The 17,436-nt window shown below is 52.1% G+C and carries 16 protein-coding genes and 1 pseudogene; 8 read left to right on the plus strand and 9 right to left on the minus strand.

Annotation, left to right across the window (positions count from 1 at the left end):
• Positions 1 to 155 precede the first annotated feature (155 nt).
• Positions 156 to 1,046, plus strand: coding sequence for a DUF8623 domain-containing protein (locus HCG48_RS06975; protein WP_168568508.1), 891 nt, complete (start codon positions 156 to 158; stop codon positions 1,044 to 1,046).
• 183 nt (positions 1,047 to 1,229) lie between these two features.
• Here the strand turns inward: HCG48_RS06975 and HCG48_RS06980 are convergent, their stop codons facing one another.
• On the minus strand, positions 1,230 to 1,376 hold the full coding sequence (locus tag HCG48_RS06980; protein WP_320415776.1) for a zinc ribbon domain-containing protein: 147 nt from the start codon (positions 1,374 to 1,376) through the stop codon (positions 1,230 to 1,232).
• Here HCG48_RS06980 and HCG48_RS06985 point away from each other — a divergent pair.
• Positions 1,351 to 2,577, plus strand: a pseudogene (locus tag HCG48_RS06985) (RNA-guided endonuclease InsQ/TnpB family protein). The gene HCG48_RS06980 and the pseudogene HCG48_RS06985 sit on opposite strands and share 26 nt — an antisense overlap.
• 210 nt (positions 2,578 to 2,787) lie before the next feature.
• Here the strand turns inward: HCG48_RS06985 and HCG48_RS06990 are convergent.
• The 3 genes from HCG48_RS06990 to HCG48_RS07000 form a co-directional block, all read right to left on the minus strand.
• Positions 2,788 to 4,194, minus strand: coding sequence for an NAD(P)(+) transhydrogenase (Re/Si-specific) subunit beta (locus HCG48_RS06990; RefSeq protein ID WP_168568509.1), 1,407 nt, complete (start codon positions 4,192 to 4,194; stop codon positions 2,788 to 2,790).
• The gene (locus tag HCG48_RS06995; RefSeq protein WP_168568510.1) at positions 4,191 to 4,484 is read right to left on the minus strand and encodes an NAD(P) transhydrogenase subunit alpha part 2; all 294 of its coding nucleotides are present in this window, start codon (positions 4,482 to 4,484) and stop codon (positions 4,191 to 4,193) included. The genes HCG48_RS06990 and HCG48_RS06995 overlap by 4 nt, the downstream gene beginning before the upstream one ends.
• Before the next feature lie 97 nt (positions 4,485 to 4,581).
• Positions 4,582 to 5,721: a Re/Si-specific NAD(P)(+) transhydrogenase subunit alpha gene (locus HCG48_RS07000; protein ID WP_168568511.1), complete on the minus strand. Its 1,140-nt coding sequence runs from the start codon at positions 5,719 to 5,721 to the stop codon at positions 4,582 to 4,584.
• A gap of 679 nt (positions 5,722 to 6,400) precedes the next feature.
• Between HCG48_RS07000 and HCG48_RS07005 the strand changes: the two genes are divergently transcribed.
• Positions 6,401 to 6,604, plus strand: coding sequence for a hypothetical protein (locus HCG48_RS07005; protein WP_168568512.1), 204 nt, complete (start codon positions 6,401 to 6,403; stop codon positions 6,602 to 6,604).
• Positions 6,605 to 6,643: 39 nt separating this feature from the next.
• On the opposite strand, the gene HCG48_RS07010 is transcribed toward HCG48_RS07005, so the two are convergent.
• Together HCG48_RS07010 and HCG48_RS07015 are read right to left on the minus strand one after the other, a co-directional pair.
• Positions 6,644 to 7,828, minus strand: coding sequence for a class I SAM-dependent methyltransferase (locus HCG48_RS07010; RefSeq protein ID WP_168568513.1), 1,185 nt, complete (start codon positions 7,826 to 7,828; stop codon positions 6,644 to 6,646).
• A 177-nt stretch (positions 7,829 to 8,005) separates the two neighbouring features.
• A complete protein-coding gene (locus HCG48_RS07015) occupies positions 8,006 to 9,193 on the minus strand; it encodes an NAD(P)H-quinone oxidoreductase subunit H (protein ID WP_168568514.1) in 1,188 nt (395 codons plus the stop codon).
• A gap of 182 nt (positions 9,194 to 9,375) precedes the next feature.
• Between HCG48_RS07015 and rsmH the strand changes: the two genes are divergently transcribed.
• From rsmH to HCG48_RS07035, 4 genes are all read left to right on the plus strand, one after another.
• On the plus strand, positions 9,376 to 10,284 hold the full coding sequence (gene rsmH, locus HCG48_RS07020) for a 16S rRNA (cytosine(1402)-N(4))-methyltransferase RsmH (RefSeq protein ID WP_246259947.1): 909 nt from the start codon (positions 9,376 to 9,378) through the stop codon (positions 10,282 to 10,284).
• Between the two features lie 292 nt (positions 10,285 to 10,576).
• The gene (locus tag HCG48_RS07025; protein WP_168568516.1) at positions 10,577 to 12,241 is read left to right on the plus strand and encodes a SpoIIE family protein phosphatase; all 1,665 of its coding nucleotides are present in this window, start codon (positions 10,577 to 10,579) and stop codon (positions 12,239 to 12,241) included.
• A 3-nt stretch (positions 12,242 to 12,244) separates the two neighbouring features.
• A complete protein-coding gene (locus tag HCG48_RS07030) occupies positions 12,245 to 12,673 on the plus strand; it encodes an ATP-binding protein (RefSeq protein ID WP_168568517.1) in 429 nt (142 codons plus the stop codon).
• 382 nt (positions 12,674 to 13,055) lie between these two features.
• The gene (locus HCG48_RS07035; RefSeq protein WP_168568518.1) at positions 13,056 to 13,493 is read left to right on the plus strand and encodes a hypothetical protein; all 438 of its coding nucleotides are present in this window, start codon (positions 13,056 to 13,058) and stop codon (positions 13,491 to 13,493) included.
• 29 nt (positions 13,494 to 13,522) lie between these two features.
• On the opposite strand, the gene HCG48_RS07040 is transcribed toward HCG48_RS07035, so the two are convergent.
• Positions 13,523 to 13,966, minus strand: coding sequence for a nuclear transport factor 2 family protein (locus HCG48_RS07040; RefSeq protein ID WP_168568519.1), 444 nt, complete (start codon positions 13,964 to 13,966; stop codon positions 13,523 to 13,525).
• Positions 13,967 to 14,133: 167 nt separating this feature from the next.
• Between HCG48_RS07040 and queG the strand changes: the two genes are divergently transcribed.
• Positions 14,134 to 15,090, plus strand: a complete 957-nt coding sequence (queG, locus tag HCG48_RS07045) for a tRNA epoxyqueuosine(34) reductase QueG (RefSeq protein ID WP_168568520.1) — start codon at positions 14,134 to 14,136, stop codon at positions 15,088 to 15,090.
• Positions 15,091 to 15,138: 48 nt separating this feature from the next.
• Here queG and HCG48_RS07050 read toward each other — a convergent pair whose 3' ends face one another.
• Positions 15,139 to 15,960, minus strand: coding sequence for a hypothetical protein (locus HCG48_RS07050; RefSeq protein WP_168568521.1), 822 nt, complete (start codon positions 15,958 to 15,960; stop codon positions 15,139 to 15,141).
• A gap of 284 nt (positions 15,961 to 16,244) precedes the next feature.
• Complete coding sequence (locus tag HCG48_RS07055) at positions 16,245 to 16,820, minus strand: TPM domain-containing protein (RefSeq protein WP_168568522.1); 576 nt, start codon at positions 16,818 to 16,820, stop codon at positions 16,245 to 16,247.
• Positions 16,821 to 17,436: the final 616 nt, after the last annotated feature.

Below are 17,436 nucleotides of genomic sequence, written 5' to 3' on the forward strand. Positions count from 1 at the left end.
GCGATCGCCCTGGCGGAATTTCCCGGACGCCAGAGAGATTTTGCTATGTTTTGCAAGGAATTCGGAGTAGGGACGGTGAAGAGATCCCATAGGATCGGTTGAAATCGCCCCGGCGATCGCCGATCTGGCCTTCTGTAGTTTTGACACGAGTTGCGATGCGTAATTTCCCCCCTGTTCCGGCTCTGAGCCTCACCGTGCGCGATCTCGGCCAGATCGCGCGATCGCCCCTTTTGCGTTGGCTGCGCTGCCGTTCGCTCGCTTCCGTACTGTTGAGCGCGACCTTGTGGACGGCGGGGGGAATCGGGCCGCAGGCGATCGCCACCGCGTCCCCGCAGCAAGTTCCGCCGACCCTGACCAACTTAATCCGGCAAATCGACGGGGCCGCCAACCGTCAGGATCTCGGCAGTTTGTTGCAATTTTACAGCCCGCGCTTCACCCATTCCGACGGCTTGACTCGGGAGACCCTCGCCGCCGCTCTCACTCGCCTGTGGGAACGTTACCCAGACCTGGACTACCGCACCCGGGTCGAATCCTGGGAAGCGGTGGATAATGGCTTTGAAGTGGAAACGGTGACGGAGATCGAGGGAACGGGGATGTCGAGCGATCGCGCCGTGCGCCTGAAAGCCACCTTGCGATCGCGCCAGCGCTACGAAAACGGGCAAATGGTGCGCCAAGATCTGCTCGCGGAGAATACCGAGGTCACCTCCGGGGACAATCCCCCCGAGGTCAAAGTCAATTTACCCGACGAAGTGCGCGTCGGCGGACGCTATAACTTTGACGCGATCGTTTTGGAACCGTTACGCGACGATTTGCTGTTAGGATATGCGATCGACGAACCCGCGCGGGCCGATCGCCTTTTAAACCCTTCTCAAGTGCAATTACAACCCCTTGCGGCGGGGGGGATTTTCAAAGTCGGTCGAGCCGGGGCGATCGAAGATAGTCTCTGGATTTCCGCCGCCTTGTTCCGTCACGACGGTTTGAGTTTGATCACCCGCCGCCTGCGGATTCTAGAGCGCGGCGATCGCAACAGTCATTTGCCCTTGTGACGTACTCCCGACGCCGACCGCTTAGGCAGTACGGCGCGGGCTTCTCCGCCCAGACCGTTTGGATCTGGGTTTCGCGTTTTTGAGTGAGGCGACGCCCAACCGCTCTCTAAAACTTACTCAAACTTAATCATTTGATGTTTAGTTCCTAGCTTGGATCTTCCGAGACCTTTCCATCACGCTTGCTTACACGGCTGAGCTCTCCGCGTTTTCTACATTAATTGCCGCATTTAAGTCACGATCTATGGAGGCGTGACAGCTCGGACAATCATACTGTCTTTTGTCCAGGGGCATTTTTTGTCGGTGAATGTTCAAGGCGTACAAATACCGCATCTATCCAACCCACGAGCAACAAGCGACTTTAGCCAAGAGCTTTGGTTGCGGTCGTTGGTATTGGAACTATGCGTTAAATTTGTGCCAAGAGACTTATCGATCGACCGGAAAAGGTCGATCGAGGGGTGATCTTCAGGGATTATTACCCGCCCTCAAAAAGGAATACCCTTGGCTTAAAGAAGATGTCTATTCCCAATGCTTGCAAGTCGTGGCGTTGAACTGATCGACCGCTTATCGAAACTTCTTTGAGAAACGGGCAAAATTACCCCGATTCAAATCCAAGCAGGGAAAGCAATCTATCAGTTACCCTCAAAATGTTAAGTTTGAGGGAAATTACATCAAACTGCCTAAAGTTGGGTTAGTGCGTTGTCGTCAGCATCGAAGTTTTGAGGGAAAAATCAAAACTGTAACCCTCTCCAAAAATCCAGATGGTAAATATTATGCTTCAGTTTTGGTAGAGGGTAAAAAAGAACCTCCCTTTCTCTCAACTGAAGGAAAAGCCATTGGCATTGATTTAGGGCTGACCGATTTTGCGATGACCAGTGAGGGGTCGAAATATAATAATTCCAAGCATTTTGATAAACACGCGCGCAACCTAAAAAGAAAACAGCAAAAACACGCTCGAAAAAGGAAAGGCAGCAACAACCGCAATAAATCGCGGGTAAAAGTTGCTAAGATTCACGCCAAAATAAGTCGCTGTCGTGAAGATTTTCTCCACAAGCTATCCCGTAAGATAGTGAACGAAAACCAAGTGATTGTGGTCGAATCCCCCCTAACCCCCCTTAATAAGGGGGGAACTAAAGGGGGGATAGGCATGGTTCGCAATCACCAACTCGCCAAAGCGATTAGTGATGTCGGTTGGGGGATGTTTTGTACGATGTTGAAGTACAAGGCTGAATCAGAAGGAAAAGTTGATCTAGAAGTCGATCGATTTTTTCCTTCCTCTAAAACCTGCCATGTATGCCTCAATCAAATCAAAAGCTTGTCTCTTGATGTAAGAAGCTGGACTTGCGAACATTGCCAAACCCATCATGACAGGGATATCAATGCCGCCATCAATCTCAAAAATGAAGGCTTACGGATATTAGAGTTAGGGACTAGCTCTACTGCCCTTGGAGGGGATGTAAGACGAGGTGGTAGAACTTCAGTTCTATCTAGCGCAGTCCCCAGTGAAGAGGGAAGCCGCTATTGTAATCTTTGATTCAATAGCGGTAGTTCACGGCGATACATCGAACAGCAAGACTCCTCCGATTCGGGAAATGGAGGGGCATCGAACCCCTCCATTTCCCCTGGCTCTCATCCCGACGCTCACCAAGCACGGTTAGAGCGCGGGGCTTCCCGCCGAGAAGCTAAGTGAGGAGATCGCGGAAGCGTCTCTTCAGGAGAACCGCTCGCCCCAGGTGCTCGAAGGTTAGAGCTGTTTGACTTCACCGACGAGTTTGGTCACCACATCTTTAGCGCTGCCAAAGAGCATCATGGTTTTGTCCTTATAGAACAAGTCATTTTCAATTCCGGCGAAGCCCGTACTCATACTGCGCTTGATCACGATCGTGTGATTCGCTTTATCCACGTCGAGAATCGGCATTCCGTAAATGGGACTGCTGGAATTTTCGCGAGCTGCGGGGTTGACGACATCGTTGGCGCCGATGACTAAGGCGACATCGGTTCGCTCGAATTCGCTGTTGATATCTTCCATATCGTAGAGTTGCTCGTAAGGCACGTTGGCTTCGGCGAGCAGTACGTTCATGTGGCCCGGCATCCGTCCGGCGACGGGGTGAATGGCGTATTTGACCTCGACGCCGAGACGTTCCAACTGGTCGGCGAGTTCGCGGACGGCGTGCTGTGCTTGAGCGACGGCCATCCCGTAACCGGGAACGACGACCACCGATCGCGCGTAACCGAGCATCATGGCGCTTTCTTCCGGGTCGATGCTGTGGACGACGCGATCGCCCGTGGTGCCACCGCCACCGCCTGCGACGGTTCCTTCTCCGGTTCCGAAGGCGGCGAACAGGACGTTAGTCAGCGATCGGTTCATCCCCTTACACATAATCACGGTCAGGATGATCCCGGAAGCGCCGACTAAAGCCCCGGCAATAATCAACATGTTGTTCATGACCACGAACCCGGCAGCCGATGCGGCCAAACCCGAGAACGAGTTCAACAGGGAGATGACCACAGGCATATCGCCGCCGCCGATGGGGATCACGAACATCACCCCGAGAACGAGGGAGATGCCGACGAGGGTGAGAAAAATGGGGGTATTGAGCGGGTTGAGGCACAGATAGACACTCAACGCCAGGAAACCGCCGAACAGGGTCGCGTTAAACGGTTGTTGCAAGGGGAAGACGATCGGGGAGCCACTGACGAGTCCTTGCAGTTTGGCGAAGGCGACTAAGGATCCGGTGAAGGTGACACCGCCAATGAGGACGCCGAGGAGGACGACGAGGGTGGTGTCGATGCCGGGGCTTTCCAGGCTGCCGAAATAGCGCCAGAATTCGCCGACGGCGACTAAGGCGGAGGCGGCACCTCCCAAGCCGTTGAAGAGGCCGACCATTTGCGGCATGGCGGTCATTTCGACTTTTTGGGCGGCTACGGCGCCGATCCCCGAACCGATGGCGATGCCGAGGAAAATCATCGGGTAGTTGAGGACTTTGGCATCGAGCAGGGTGGCGACGATCGCCAAGAGCATCGCCGCCGAGGCGATCGTGTTACCGGATCGCGCCGTCGCCGGAGAACTGAGTTTTTTCAGACCGACGAAGAATAAGGAAGCGGCCACCAAGTAGCTCAACTGAATGCCCGTTGGGATCAGGTCGCTCATGCTTTCACCTCTTTCTTTTTGAACATTTGCAACATGCGATCGGTCACCAAAAAGCCACCGACGACGTTAATCGTGGCGAAGACGACGGCAATTAAGCCGAGAATGACGGTGACGTTCCAATCTTTATCGCCTGCGACGATCAAAGCGCCGAGAATGGCAATTCCTGAAATGGCATTGGCGCCGGACATTAAAGGGGTGTGCAAGGTGGGCGGAACTTTAGTAATGACCTCGAACCCGGCAAAGGTGGCCAGGACGAAGATAAATAAGGCAGAAATCAAGGCTTCTGTCATTTCACTCAATTCTCCTGTGGACGAGGGGGAGGCGTATCGCCGGAGGCGATCGTCGGATCCCCTCAAAACTTCATTGAGGCAACAACAAACGTTCGATCTAGCAACTCACGCGATCGAGGGCCTCGCGCACTCGGGCATTGCGAATTTCACCGCCCGTGGTGACGCAGGTGTTATCGATGATGTCGTCTTCAAAATTCAAGTTGACTTCGGTCTTGTCGATCAAAATCTGCAAGAAGGTCAAAATATTTTTGGCGTACATTTGGCTGGCATGGACGGGCATCGACGAGGGCAAGTTGATCGGCCCGAGGATGGTCACGCCATTGACTACTACATCTTTCCCGGCTTCGGTGCAGGCGCAGTTGCCGCCTTGTTCCGCAGCTAAATCGACGATGACCGCACCGGGTTTCATGCGGGCGACCATTTCTTCGGTCACCAGTAAGGGGGCTTTTTTCCCGGGCACTTGGGCGGTGGTCACCACCACGTCGGCCCCGGCGACGGTTTCGGCGACCAGTTCTTGAGTGCGTTTTTTCGATTCTTCCGAAATTTCTTTGGCGTAGCCCCCTTCGGCGACGGTGTCTTCGTCGAGTTTGATTTCGACGAATTTCGCCCCGAGGCTTTGCACTTCTTCTTTGACGGCGGGACGGATGTCAAAGGCTTCGACGACGGCGCCCAGACGGCGGGCGGTGGCGATCGCCTGCAAGCCTGCCACGCCAGCGCCCATGACGAAAACTTTCGCCGGACGAATGGTTCCGGCGGCGGTGGTCAACATCGGGAAGAATTTCGGCGCGGTGGCGGCGGCGAGTAAGACTGCTTTGTACCCGGCGACGGCAGCTTGGGAGGAAAGCACGTCCATACTCTGGGCCCGACTGGTACGCGGGATGGTCTCCATCGCAAAGGCGGTGACCCGGCGATCGGCTAATTTTTGAATGGTTTCCGGCTTCCCTAACGGGTTGAGCAAGCTGATGACGATGCTCCCTTCGTTGAGGAGGGAGATTTCTTCGTCTTTCGGAGGAGCCACCTTGACGACGATCCCGGCTTCGCCCCACAATTTGGCCTTGTCATCATATATGGTTGCCCCAGCTTTTTCGTAAGCTGCGTCGGAGAAGAAGGATTTCTCTCCCGCCCCAGCTTCGACGCCCACTTCGAGTCCTTGTTTGACTAATCGAGCCACGAGATCGGGGATTAAACCTACCCGGCGCTCGCCGACTTCGATTTCTTTTGCTAGCGCAATTTTCATTCGACTTTCCTCTTGCATGATAACTACGACGACCCATCGGCACTCGACGAGGCGCGATCGCTTGCGATGACGCGAACTCGCTTTGATTTTTGATGGAAAAGGAGGATCGTTAAACCCTCAAAGGTTGAAAGGGGACGACCGTCGGCTCCTTCGTTGTTCTGTGCCGCGATCGCATCGAAACCTCGATTGTCTGGCTCGTTGAAGTGCTACCCTTTGCATCCTAGTCGATCCCAAAACTGCTGTTTAGATTTTTACCTTGTCTTAAGAAGTGACGAAGTGTCAAAAATCACCAATTTTGCCGTTTAAGCGCTCCATACTGCCTTAATTTCCACGATTCGGTCTTACGGATGTTCCTCAACTCCGACTTTTCCTTCCTTTAAAGTCTGCGGGCTTCTGTTTCCCTCCGCGATCGAAATAGTAGCGCCTTTTTTTTTACCGGGTGACCCTTTTCCCCCCATTTCTTCTTAGATTTTAAAATTAATTTAGATAAGTTTATGAAGCTGCCTCTCCTGCCCTCCTTTGACTGACTCTCATTGACGGATACGACGGTTACAAATTGCTAAAAAAATACGGTAATTTTGACAAATTGTTCCCAAAAATTTCAAGTTTTCTTGACCTTTTCAATGGGGATCGCTCGAAAATCTTGGAAAATCTTGTCTGAAGGAATAGGGAGAAAGAAATGAGAACGTTTGAGGAGAAAAAGGCGCTATCCCCAGCAGCGAGCGGGCGATCGCCGAGATCGCGATCCGCCAAACGAGAAGCCTCCAAACTCTTGAAAATTCCCGGTTTGCGCGGGGGTTTTTCGCCGCAACTCGGAAATTTATTACAAAATCTAACAAGCTTCTCAGACGCAATATATCATTACACTTGCGATCGCCTCTGAATTTTAAGCTCAACTTTAAGATTGCACCTCAGATCGCCCCTAGAGCATCGGCGGTGTTTTCAACCCGCGCAAGCTTTGTTGGCGTCGGTTCGCGTCGAGTCCCTTGCATTGCACCAACACCCCAAAACCGCCCAAACCCAACGGATCGATCGCCCGATGCAAAACTTCCCGACGTTGCAGAACCGTAGAAATATCCAAATTTTCACCCCGGGACAGGGCCGCGAGGCGATCGCCCCATCCCAACGCCATCAAAAATAATCCCTGTTGAGTCCGTCCGAGGGTTTCCAACCCCCGCGCTTGGCCTCGTTGTTCTAACGTAGTGAAATCGACGTGCGCGGTTATATCCTGTTGTCCTACATACAGATAAGGATTATCGTGATAGTTGTGGCGATAATAACACTGTAACGTCCCGCGATCGCGCGCCGGGGCGTAGTAACGAGACGCCGGATAGCCGTAATCCACCGTCAAAACATAACCGCAGTGCAGTTTAGCCGCCACTCCATCGATCCAATCCACGGCGGCGAGATTGACTTCCGTGCGATATCCCTCCGGGTAATGGCTCTCACTCCAGTCGATCCCGAGGCGATCGAAATAATCGGCGATCGCCTCCGTAGATAGATCCCCGCTCACTTCCGCAAAACCCTCCCCATCGACGGTCACGTAAATTTCGCGCAGTTGTCCCCCCTCGAAGACCACTTGATGCACCGGGAACGCATCGACTAACTCATTAGAAAACAAACAACCAATAATACTCTCCTCGCCGACCTCTTCCCAGGTACACCAGCGCAATTTCACCCCCATTTTCGCTGCCAAAGGATTCAACCGCCCTTGCTGAAACCCCCGCATTGCCGGGGATTTTTCCACGATCGCGTAATCTAGCACCTCCAAGCAATCCCGGTGGTTTTCGCGCAAGTATTGCAAAACATCGCCGCAAATCAATCCCTGACCCGCCCCCATTTCCACCAAATGAAACGGCGAGGGACGGCCCAAAATCTCCCACATTTCGACAAACTGCACCGCCAGAGTTTCGCCAAAATCGCAACTCAAATGAGGGGAGGTAATAAAGTCCCCCGCCCCACCAATTTTGCTCCACTCGGAAGCATAGTAGCCGTAGGGTTCGTGGTAGAGGGCGAGATCCATATATTCGGCGAAGGTAATACGCCGTTCGGGTCGCGATTCAATGATTTCGGCGAGGGTTTGAAAGAGTTTGGGATTGGAGTGCATGAAGGCAATCGGGAATAGGAAATTAGTAAACGTCTGTAGGGTCTTCCAGATGTCCGCTTTTGCAAAGCTGAAGACTGTAGCCTGACCGTCTTGAATCTAAAATCTAAAATCTAAAATCCCCAAAAAAACGGGTATCTTTTAATTTTCGATACCCGTTTTTTTGGGGATAAAAAGGGACTAGCGATCGACCGAACCCATAATGATATCGATACTGCCGAGAATGGCAACGATATCGGCGACCTTTTCGCCGCGTACTAATTGCGGGAAGACTTGCAAGTTATTGAAATCTGCCGCGCGGATTTTCCAGCGCCAGGGGAAGACATTATCGTCGCCGATAATGTAGATGCCCAACTCGCCTTTACCGCTTTCGATGCGGACGTAATGTTCGCCCGAGGGGATTTTGAACGTCGGCGGGATTTTCTTGGCGATGAACTGATAGTCAAAATCGTTCCATTTCGACTTGGGGCCTTCAAACATGCGTTTGGCTTCCAAGTTCTCGTAAGGGCCGCCGGGTAAGCCTTTGAGAGCTTGACGGATAATTTTGACCGATTCGCGCATTTCGCGGATGCGAACCAGATAGCGGGCCAAACAGTCGCCGTCAGTTTCCCACTGGACGTCCCAATCGAAATCGTCGTAACACTCGTAGTGGTCAACTTTGCGCAAGTCCCATTTGACGCCGGAGGCGCGCAGCATCGGACCGGACAGGCCCCAGTTGATAGCTTCCTCGCGAGAGATGACGCCGATGCCTTGAATGCGGCGGCGGAAAATGGGGTTGTTGGTGATCAGGGTTTCGTATTCGTCTACTTTGGGATCGAAGTAGTCGCAGAAGTCCTCGCATTTATCGACCCAACCGTAGGGTAAATCGGCGGCGACCCCTCCGATGCGGAAGTAGTTATTATTGATCAGGCGCATTCCGGAGGCGGCTTCCCAGAGGTCGTAAATCATCTCCCGTTCGCGGAAGATGTAGAAGAAGGGCGTTTGGGCGCCGACGTCGGCGAGGAACGGTCCGAGCCAGAGCAGGTGGTTGGCGATGCGGTTGAGTTCGAGCATGATGACTCGAATGTAGCTGGCGCGCCGGGGGACTTCGATCCCTGCGAGTTTTTCGGGAGCGTTGACGGTAACCGCTTCGTTGAACATCCCTGCCGCGTAATCCCATCGGCTCACGTAGGGGACGAACATGGTATTGGTGCGGTTTTCGGCAATTTTTTCCATGCCGCGATGGAGGTATCCGAGGACGGGTTCGCAATCGACGACATCCTCGCCGTCGAGGGTGACGACCAGACGCAACACCCCGTGCATGGAGGGATGGTGGGGACCCATGTTGATTACCATGGGTTCGGTGCGAGTTTCGATTCTTGTTACCATAGTCGAGTTTTTCCCCTTGAGACCGTTTTGGGTTACCGTACCGGATGGGCGGGCGATCGCGCTGGGAGTGGAGAACGGCGAGTGCAGTTCGAGGCCAGTCGCGAACCGATCGCTCCGGGACGGTAGAGTTATGTCTGAATGTTTATTTTTGTTTCGTCCATCTAATTATAGGGAGATCTAGGTTGCCAAACACTGAGAAGTCGGTGGGAAATGAAAGATTGACCGAGGAGTTCGTCCACATTCCGGTGTTGAGTGAGGAGGCGATCGCCGGATTGGCGGTGCGTGCGGGGGGTCACTATTTAGATGCGACAGTTGGGGGAGCGGGTCACGCGCGGCTGATTTTAGAAGCGGCGCCGGACTTGTGCCTGACGGCGATCGATCGCGACGAGTTGGCGATTCGGGTAGCGAGGGAACGCCTGGCGTCGTTTGGGGAGCGGGTGACTTTTTGGCAGGGTAATTTTGCGCAGTACGAGCCGGGAGAGCAACAATTTGATGGTATTATTGCAGACCTGGGGGTTAGTTCTGCTCAGTTAGATCTTTCAGAACGGGGCTTTAGTTTTCGTGAAGAAGCTCGCTTAGACATGCGTATGGATGCTCGCCAATCACTGACGGCGGAAGAAATCGTCAATCACTGGGACGAGACAGAACTAGCAGATATCTTTTATAAATATGGAGAAGAAAGGTTTTCCAGGCGGATTGCCCGGCAGATCGGGCGATCGCGGCCCTTGCGAACGACAACCGAATTGGCGGAGGCGATCGCGCGCAGCGTCCCCGGACGGTATCGTCACGGGAGGATCCACCCGGCGACGCGAGTGTTTCAAGCCTTGCGGATCGCCGTCAATCAAGAGTTAGCCAGCTTGGAAACGTTTTTGGCGCGAGTGGCCGACTGGCTCAAGCCCGAAGGTCGCCTGGCGGTCATCAGCTTTCACAGCTTGGAAGATCGCATCGTCAAACATCGTTTGCGAGAGTCGCCACAGCTTAGGGTGCTCACGAAAAAACCGATAAGACCGAGCGAGCAGGAGAGTCAAAACAACCCTCGTTCTCGCTCGGCAAAGCTGAGAATAGCAGAGCGGGTGACGGCGATCGAGTAGCCGCGCGATCGCGGCCAAGTGCCAGCCGCTCCGACGCTCGTCACTCCATCGAGGCGATCGCCTCGATCCGTTCTAGGGAGCGGGTTTCCTATGATAAGCTCGTTGGAGCGGAATCGGTCCGTTAGCGCCGAGGTGATTTGGGGTACTTTTCAATTGGAACGCCCACCCAAAAGCGTGATTTGTCACGGCTCTACCAACCGACAGACGGCCTCCGTCGAGAGAGTCACCAGTCCGATTGGTGGAATCCCGTATCAATCACCCTTAATCCATTAGCCTGTAAGTGGGGTATTGCATGAGTCGGGGAAAAGGAAGCAAGCTGAAACTGATGGTCGTCGATGACGAAATCGACAACCTAGACTTGCTGTACCGGACGTTTCGGCGGGAATTTGACGTATATAGAGCTGATAGTGCCTTCAGCGCCCTGGAAACGCTGGACAAAAACGGCGAAATGGCCGTGATCATCTCCGACCAGCGTATGCCAGAGATGAACGGCACGGAATTTTTAAGCAAAACTGTAGAACGGTTTCCCGATACGATTCGTATATTACTCACGGGCTACACCGATGTCGAAGATCTGGTGGAGGCCATCAACTCGGGTCAAGTGTTCAAATACATTACGAAACCTTGGAATCCCGAAGAACTCAAAGCCGTCGTCAATCAAGCGTCGGAAACCTATCAAGTTCTCAAGCAACGCACGAACGAACTCAACCGCACCCTCAGAAGAGAATCCCTGTTCAACGGGGTGATGAGTGCCATTCGCGAGTCCCTCGACTATCGCAGCATGTTGCAAACGATCGTCGAAACGGTCGGCGAAAACTTTCAAGCGACAGGCTGTATCGTCCGTCCGGTGGAAGGCGATCGCCTGACCCCCGAAATCTTCTCCTACCAAGACGCGAACGCCTCCAATCCCGTCGAACCCGAGATCCTCGAACCGACGATCGCGGCAGTTCTCGAAACGCGCCAAACCCAGGTGCTTCAGGAAGACAACGGCGGCAACGGCAGCACTCGTCTGGGCGTTCCCCTGATTTACCAGAAAGATTTGCTCGCCGTCATGTCCCTTTACCAAGACGGTCGCGGCAACAATTGGTCCCCCGAAGACATCCAGTTGATCGAATTAGTGGGGGAACAGGCGGCGTTGGCCCTGTCCCAAGCCAAACTCTACCAGCGCTCTCAAGAACAAGCGGAGCAAATGCTCGCCGAACTGGAAGTCGCCCGCCAAATCCAAACCAATCTCCTGCGCCAAAGTTGGCCCGATCTCGACAGCGCTAAAATCCAAGCCTGTTGCTTCCCGGCTCGCGCCGTAGGAGGGGACTTTTTTGAGGTGTACATCCACTCCCAGGGGGACATCTGGTTGGCGGTGGGGGACGTTTCCGGTAAGGGGGTTCCGGCAGCACTGTTTATGGCGAGTGCCATTTCGGTGATGCGTCGGGAACTGGCCCAAGAGGTTTCGCCGATGCCGGAAGACGTGATGAAAAACCTCAACAGTGCTTTATCAGACGATCTCATTAGTAATAATTGCTTTATTACTATGGTGTTGGCCCGTTATACCCCTTCGACGCGCCAGCTTGCTTATGCCAATGCCGGACATATTTACCCCTTAGTCTGGTCGCAAACGGCTCTGGCGGAGAAATTGGCAGTCGAACCCAATTTTCTCAAAGATCGAGGAATTCCGGTGGGAATTTTACCGATGTGGAAGGGAAAAGCAGGGAGCTTGGAGTTAAATCCAGGGGACGTGTTTTTGCTGACGAGCGATGGTTTGACGGAGGCTACGATTACCCATCCCGATTCCTCCCTCGATGGCGTCCAGGCGGGTGAAATGATCCAACAAGAAGGTCTGTGGAAATTGATTGCTAACGAGAATGTCCCTCTCGACCTCAACGACTTACTCGCTCGCATCCGCGATCTCGCTCACGAGCAGGAAGATGACCAAACAATACTTTCTCTGGAGGTTCTGTAATCGATGAGAACTGAGTTGCACGTGCCAAGCGACTTGCGGTTTTTGGCTATTGTTGAAAACTGGCTGCTGGGGTCTTTAGAAATGGAACTGGGCGATGCGGTGGATTGGCCCCGTCAGTCCAACCGCCTGCGCCTGGTTTTAGCGGAAGCTTACTCGAATGTGGTGCGACACGCCCACCGGGAGCAACCGAATTTACCCGTGTTGATTCGCTTGGAACTCAAGGGACACGATATTGCCCTGGAAGTGTGGGATCACGGCAAAGGTTACGACCTCGGGACGTACATGGCGCCAGTTCCCGAAGAAATGCCCGATGGGGGCTACGGCTGGCTGATCATGAATAAATTGATGGATCGGGTGGAGTATCGCTTGCAAATTGACGGTCGCAACTGCTTGAAGCTGGAAGCGAGCTTGCCGGAAAAGGAAAAAGCTTAGTTGTTGACCGACAACCCTGGGCGACCCCGACTAAATTCGGGCTTTGCCTGTCAGCTATCGGGTTCCCCCAGGTGGCTCGCAGGATCGGTGTCGTTCTGTCGGTCGATCGCCAAATTCAGGTGTCAATGAATTTGGTCTCGGGGCGATCGCGCTTCCATCACCCCATCGAGGGTGCATTGCTTTACATAAGTTTACTTAATTGGCGAAATTATTATAACTTTTATTAACTTCTGTTGCTTAAACGGCGCTTATCTTGCATATTAGAAAAAATTAATCGACGCCCGATCGCCTCAGATCGGCGCGATCGAAAGCGGTTGACGATCGCCGTTCGCAAGGGATCGCCCCGCCCTCGTAGTAGATGCTTGTCGTTGGTAAGCGCCTTATGACTAGAGACTATTTTCCCCTAGCCCCCCGGTATCGACTCGATGACGAATCTCCGTGGCTGCAAGGCATCGATCCATCCCGTCGCTATTGGATTGATGTCAATAGTTCTCCCGCTCACCGCGTGTCGGTCGAAGGGTTAGTCGTGGCGGACTTCGACGACTTCAAACAGACGATTTTAGGATTTCGATCGCTCGCAAGCGGCGAACAAATGCAGGTCGAGCGCATCTGTAACGCGCTGACGATCCACTGTCTCGGCGAGAATTGCTACGCGATCGAAGGAGAGGTCGCCGGGGCTCCCGTCTGGCATCTGTTCGATCGCGAAAGCCTCGAAAGTCTGCTGATGACCGCTCACCCGGATTGGCAGTGCGCGCCGAAAGACGTAGATTTGGGGCGCCGGATGCTGATGCGGTCTTGGGAAAGCGCGATCACCGCTTAATCCCCAACCCGGCGCCGCCAAGGTAGCCCCTAGCGCCGCAAGCTGGCGAGTTCGGCTAAAGACGCCAGCAGCTTGACCGTGACGCCGAGGATCTGCCCGTCGCGATCGAGGACGAATAACCAACCCACTTTGACGGTAAATAGGGCAGTTTCCACTTCCCCAGAGATTTTAACTTCCTCCCTTCCCTCCACCGTGGCGCTAATTTCACCCCGTTTCGGGCGCAACTTCATCCCCCGCGCTTCTTGTTGGAGATACGCGGCGATCGCCTCGGGACCGACAATCGGCTCTTCAAAAGGCGGAATCAGTTGTCCTTGTGGGGCGAACAGACGGCTCGTGCGCTCGAACTCCCCTGCATTCAAGGTTTCAAAATAACGCCGAATCTGGTCGCGATCCACCCCTTGGATTGAGATCGCCTCCGGGACGTCGTCCGTGGGAGGGGCTTGGGTTGTTAACGGGCTAGCATTCTGGTTCATGTTACTTTTTTTAAAGAAAATCAAATATTTTTTACAAACCAGCCCTATTGTAACGAATCGTAAAGTTAAGCGATGAGATCTGGGTCACAAGACCTCGGGAATCGCGCGCGGACTTCGGTGTAGACTCGAACAAACCGCCCTAGAGACTGCCAACTCTCCGATTGTCAATGGTTTCTACATCTTCGAGTCCCCCTCCCGACCGCGATCGCGTCAAACAACAGGCCCTCGACCTCGGCTTCCACAAAGTCGGCATCGCCGCCGTCGAACCGCCCCCCACAGATGCCGCGCGACAGTTACAAACCTGGTGCGATCGTGGCTACGGCGCCGAGATGGACTGGATGGCGAACCCGAAACGCCAAGACATCCGCCAAGTCATGCCCGAGGCGCGATCGCTGATCTGCGTCGCCCTTAACTACTACACCCCCACCCCCCACAGCGATCGCCCCGACCGCGCCAAAATCTCCCGCTACGGTTGGGGACGGGACTATCACCGGGTCATGCACAAAAAACTCAAAGCCCTCGCCACTTGGTTGCAAGCTCAAGGGGACGGCATCCAAGCCCGCTATTATGCCGATACCGGACCAATTCAAGATAAAGTGTGGGCCCAACGGGCGGGGATCGGCTGGATTGCTAAAAATAGCAACGTCATCACCCGAGAGTACGGGTCGTGGGTGTTTCTCGGAGAAGTGCTAACGAATCTCACTTTAGAGAGCGATCGCCCGCATACGCAACATTGCGGCAGTTGCACGCGCTGTATTGACGCCTGTCCGACCGGGGCGATCGTCGAACCCTTCGTCGTCGATGCCAATCGTTGCATCGCCTATCACACTATCGAAAATCGATCCCCGGACCTTCCCGACAACATCAAACCTCACTTAGAAGGCTGGGTTGCCGGGTGCGATATTTGTCAGGACGTTTGCCCCTGGAACCAGCGTTTTGCCACCGAAACAGACGTGAGTGAATTTCGACCCTATCCCGAAAACCTCGCCCCGACCTTCGCCGAACTCGCCGAACTGTCGGATACCGAGTGGGATCGGCGATTTCGCGCCTCCGCCTTGCGACGGATCAAACCCCAGATGTGGCGACGCAATGCTAGGGCAAATTTAGAGAATGTGAGAGAATGAATGGTTTTAAAAATCAGTAGTGGGAGGAAACAAGTTGGGGCGATCGCATTAGAAATCGCTACCACCGCCACCACCGCCACTATCACCACCACCGCCGCCACCACCATCGCCGCCACCGCCACGATCGCCACCATCAACATCGCCGCCGCTATCACCACCACCGCCACCTAGACTCGGGTGCAAACTGCGGCACAATTCGCTAAACCAAGGGCCAAAATAATAATTGCCTACGGTGTAGTCGCGATGGCTAACCAAACAAGGGATAATTTCTTCTCTTTCTTCCCGATAATTGCAACAACGGCAATGGCAAACAATGCGGTATTTACCCGGACTCCAGCAGGTGGGTTCGTACAGGATCTTCTTATGTTTAATAAGCGTTAATTCCTGACAGTTCGGACAGTAATCGAATCCCTTGCTGCGATCGCCTAAATATCTGCGAATGTGAAACGGTATTTTAAATGTTAAACTGCAATGGGGGCAATACCAGCCTTTCACTTTGATGCTGCCCAATTGTTCGGCAACTTTTTCCGGAAAACTCAGGTAAATCTCTAGGATCTTTTTACTGGGGGAAATCATTCTGTGATGGCATTTTTTACAGTAATACTGCGGCCACAAATATCCAGTCAAGTTAAATAAGTTTCCGAAAAAGTTGGACAGTGGAAAGCCGAGCAACATCGCTATGGAGATGATGACTAACCACTGTAATTGAATATCAAAATTCGGTAAAATTGATAATAAATTCCCGAATAAAAGCAGACATAAAACAACAGTCAAACCAAAGATAATTGTTTTTAGAAGAATTTTAATGAGAATTGGATGATTAAAAACAGAAAGATAATAGAGAATAAAACTCGGCAGAGATAAAAACAAGGAAAAACTGGATATTAAAATTAGCAAATAAACGAACAATATCGTATTCGATAGACTGAGGCTTACGAGAGTTAATAAAATTAACGTAAAGCAGAAGAAATAAGCGAGAGGATATAAAACACCTCTGGTTTCATTGGTATCATTAGTGCGCGATCGCCCGGTAGGTTCGATGAATATTGCTCTTTGTAGGTGCCAGCTTTGGCTGATATAGCTAATAATTATCGAGATCGATGCCAGAACAACAGCGAATATTGCTCCCTGGCGTTCCCGGCGATCGAGTCGTTTTAAAAAAAAGGGTCTTTATCAATAATTGCTCCCTCAAATGTTTCGCCACTTAAAACATCAATTAATGCCCGAGTTCCTTCGAGGATTCCCGTATCAAAATCATTGTTTGTAAAATAAGGCAAAATATGGCGATTGAGGATGTCTAAAATTTGAGCATCGGGTAAAATCGGTTCGATTCCATAACCCGTTTCGATTTCGACTCGGCGATCGCCGAACGAAGTTAGGAATAAAATGCCGTTATTTTTACCTTTTTTGCCAATTCCCCACGTATTAAACAATTCGGTTGTGAAGGTTTTTACCGATGGAAACGGATCGGTATCGGGAACGGTCACGATCGCAATTTCGGCAGTAGTTTCTGCTTCCAAAGAATCGATTAACTGATTTAACTCTCGTTCCGTCGCCGGACTGATTAAATTTGCCATGTCCGTTACCCATCCCCCATATTCTACCCGGGGATTGGGAACGTCCTGAATGGCGATCGCCCCCGTCAAACTCGGAGATAAAACAATAGATAAAGCGAGAAAGAATCCTAAAGCGAGAAAAAAAATGGTTTTGATTAAATGAGAAAGTTTCATCGTCTTCTCTCCAGAACTATGGCAAATAATAGAAATCGACGTAAAGATGACTTAAAAAGAGGGGGAGATCGATCCGATCGATGCTTCTATGATACTCAAACTTCCGATCTAAACCCTAATTAAATTGGGATACAAGCGATCGCCTTTCCCGCGATCGTAGCGTAAACTTTGAAAAATGTTGCGATCGTTAAACTTCTTGTTAATCTAGCTGAGACGATCCCAATTCTCAATTAGCTAACGCAGTTGCTCGATCTCGATGTCCGCAAAAATGATAGATTTAGCGTAGACTATGGGTTCGAGAAGGTTTACATAGAATTCTCAAAGCAATCACCTACACTTGAAAACTCTCATTCTCGAAGAAACGAGAATCCATCCAGGGATGATTTAGCTTAGAAAATTGATAATGCCTATTAATTTATTTTAAGATACGTGTTTTACATTAAAATTGTTGTATAGGATCGTCAATTTTATTTGAGAAAGATAAAAAAATGTAGAGACTATTAATTGAGTTGATTGGCTAAGCTGTTAGACATTTAACCACCATCTCGCCGAACCCTCTCGATATCTCACCCTCAAGGTCAAAAGTTAAATATCAGCAGTAGTAGGATGGGCAAAA

Origin of the sequence: Oxynema aestuarii AP17 (assembly GCF_012295525.1) — a bacterium.
Lineage (GTDB): Bacteria > Cyanobacteriota > Cyanobacteriia > Cyanobacteriales > Laspinemataceae > Oxynema > Oxynema aestuarii.

Coding starts and splice junctions, on each gene's coding strand:
- HCG48_RS07005 (WP_168568512.1), top strand. CDS start 6,401: ATGAGAACGTTTGAGGAGAAAAAGGCGCTATCCCCAGCAGCGAGCGGG.
- HCG48_RS06990 (WP_168568509.1), bottom strand. CDS start 4,194: ATGAGCGACCTGATCCCAACGGGCATTCAGTTGAGCTACTTGGTGGCC.
- HCG48_RS06980 (WP_320415776.1), bottom strand. CDS start 1,376: ATGCGGTATTTGTACGCCTTGAACATTCACCGACAAAAAATGCCCCTG.
- HCG48_RS07040 (WP_168568519.1), bottom strand. CDS start 13,966: ATGAACCAGAATGCTAGCCCGTTAACAACCCAAGCCCCTCCCACGGAC.
- HCG48_RS07030 (WP_168568517.1), top strand. CDS start 12,245: ATGAGAACTGAGTTGCACGTGCCAAGCGACTTGCGGTTTTTGGCTATT.
- HCG48_RS07055 (WP_168568522.1), bottom strand. CDS start 16,820: ATGAAACTTTCTCATTTAATCAAAACCATTTTTTTTCTCGCTTTAGGA.
- HCG48_RS07025 (WP_168568516.1), top strand. CDS start 10,577: ATGAGTCGGGGAAAAGGAAGCAAGCTGAAACTGATGGTCGTCGATGAC.
- queG (WP_168568520.1), top strand. CDS start 14,134: ATGGTTTCTACATCTTCGAGTCCCCCTCCCGACCGCGATCGCGTCAAA.
- HCG48_RS07000 (WP_168568511.1), bottom strand. CDS start 5,721: ATGAAAATTGCGCTAGCAAAAGAAATCGAAGTCGGCGAGCGCCGGGTA.
- HCG48_RS06975 (WP_168568508.1), top strand. CDS start 156: ATGCGTAATTTCCCCCCTGTTCCGGCTCTGAGCCTCACCGTGCGCGAT.
- HCG48_RS07035 (WP_168568518.1), top strand. CDS start 13,056: ATGACTAGAGACTATTTTCCCCTAGCCCCCCGGTATCGACTCGATGAC.
- HCG48_RS06995 (WP_168568510.1), bottom strand. CDS start 4,484: ATGACAGAAGCCTTGATTTCTGCCTTATTTATCTTCGTCCTGGCCACC.
- HCG48_RS07015 (WP_168568514.1), bottom strand. CDS start 9,193: ATGGTAACAAGAATCGAAACTCGCACCGAACCCATGGTAATCAACATG.
- HCG48_RS07010 (WP_168568513.1), bottom strand. CDS start 7,828: ATGCACTCCAATCCCAAACTCTTTCAAACCCTCGCCGAAATCATTGAA.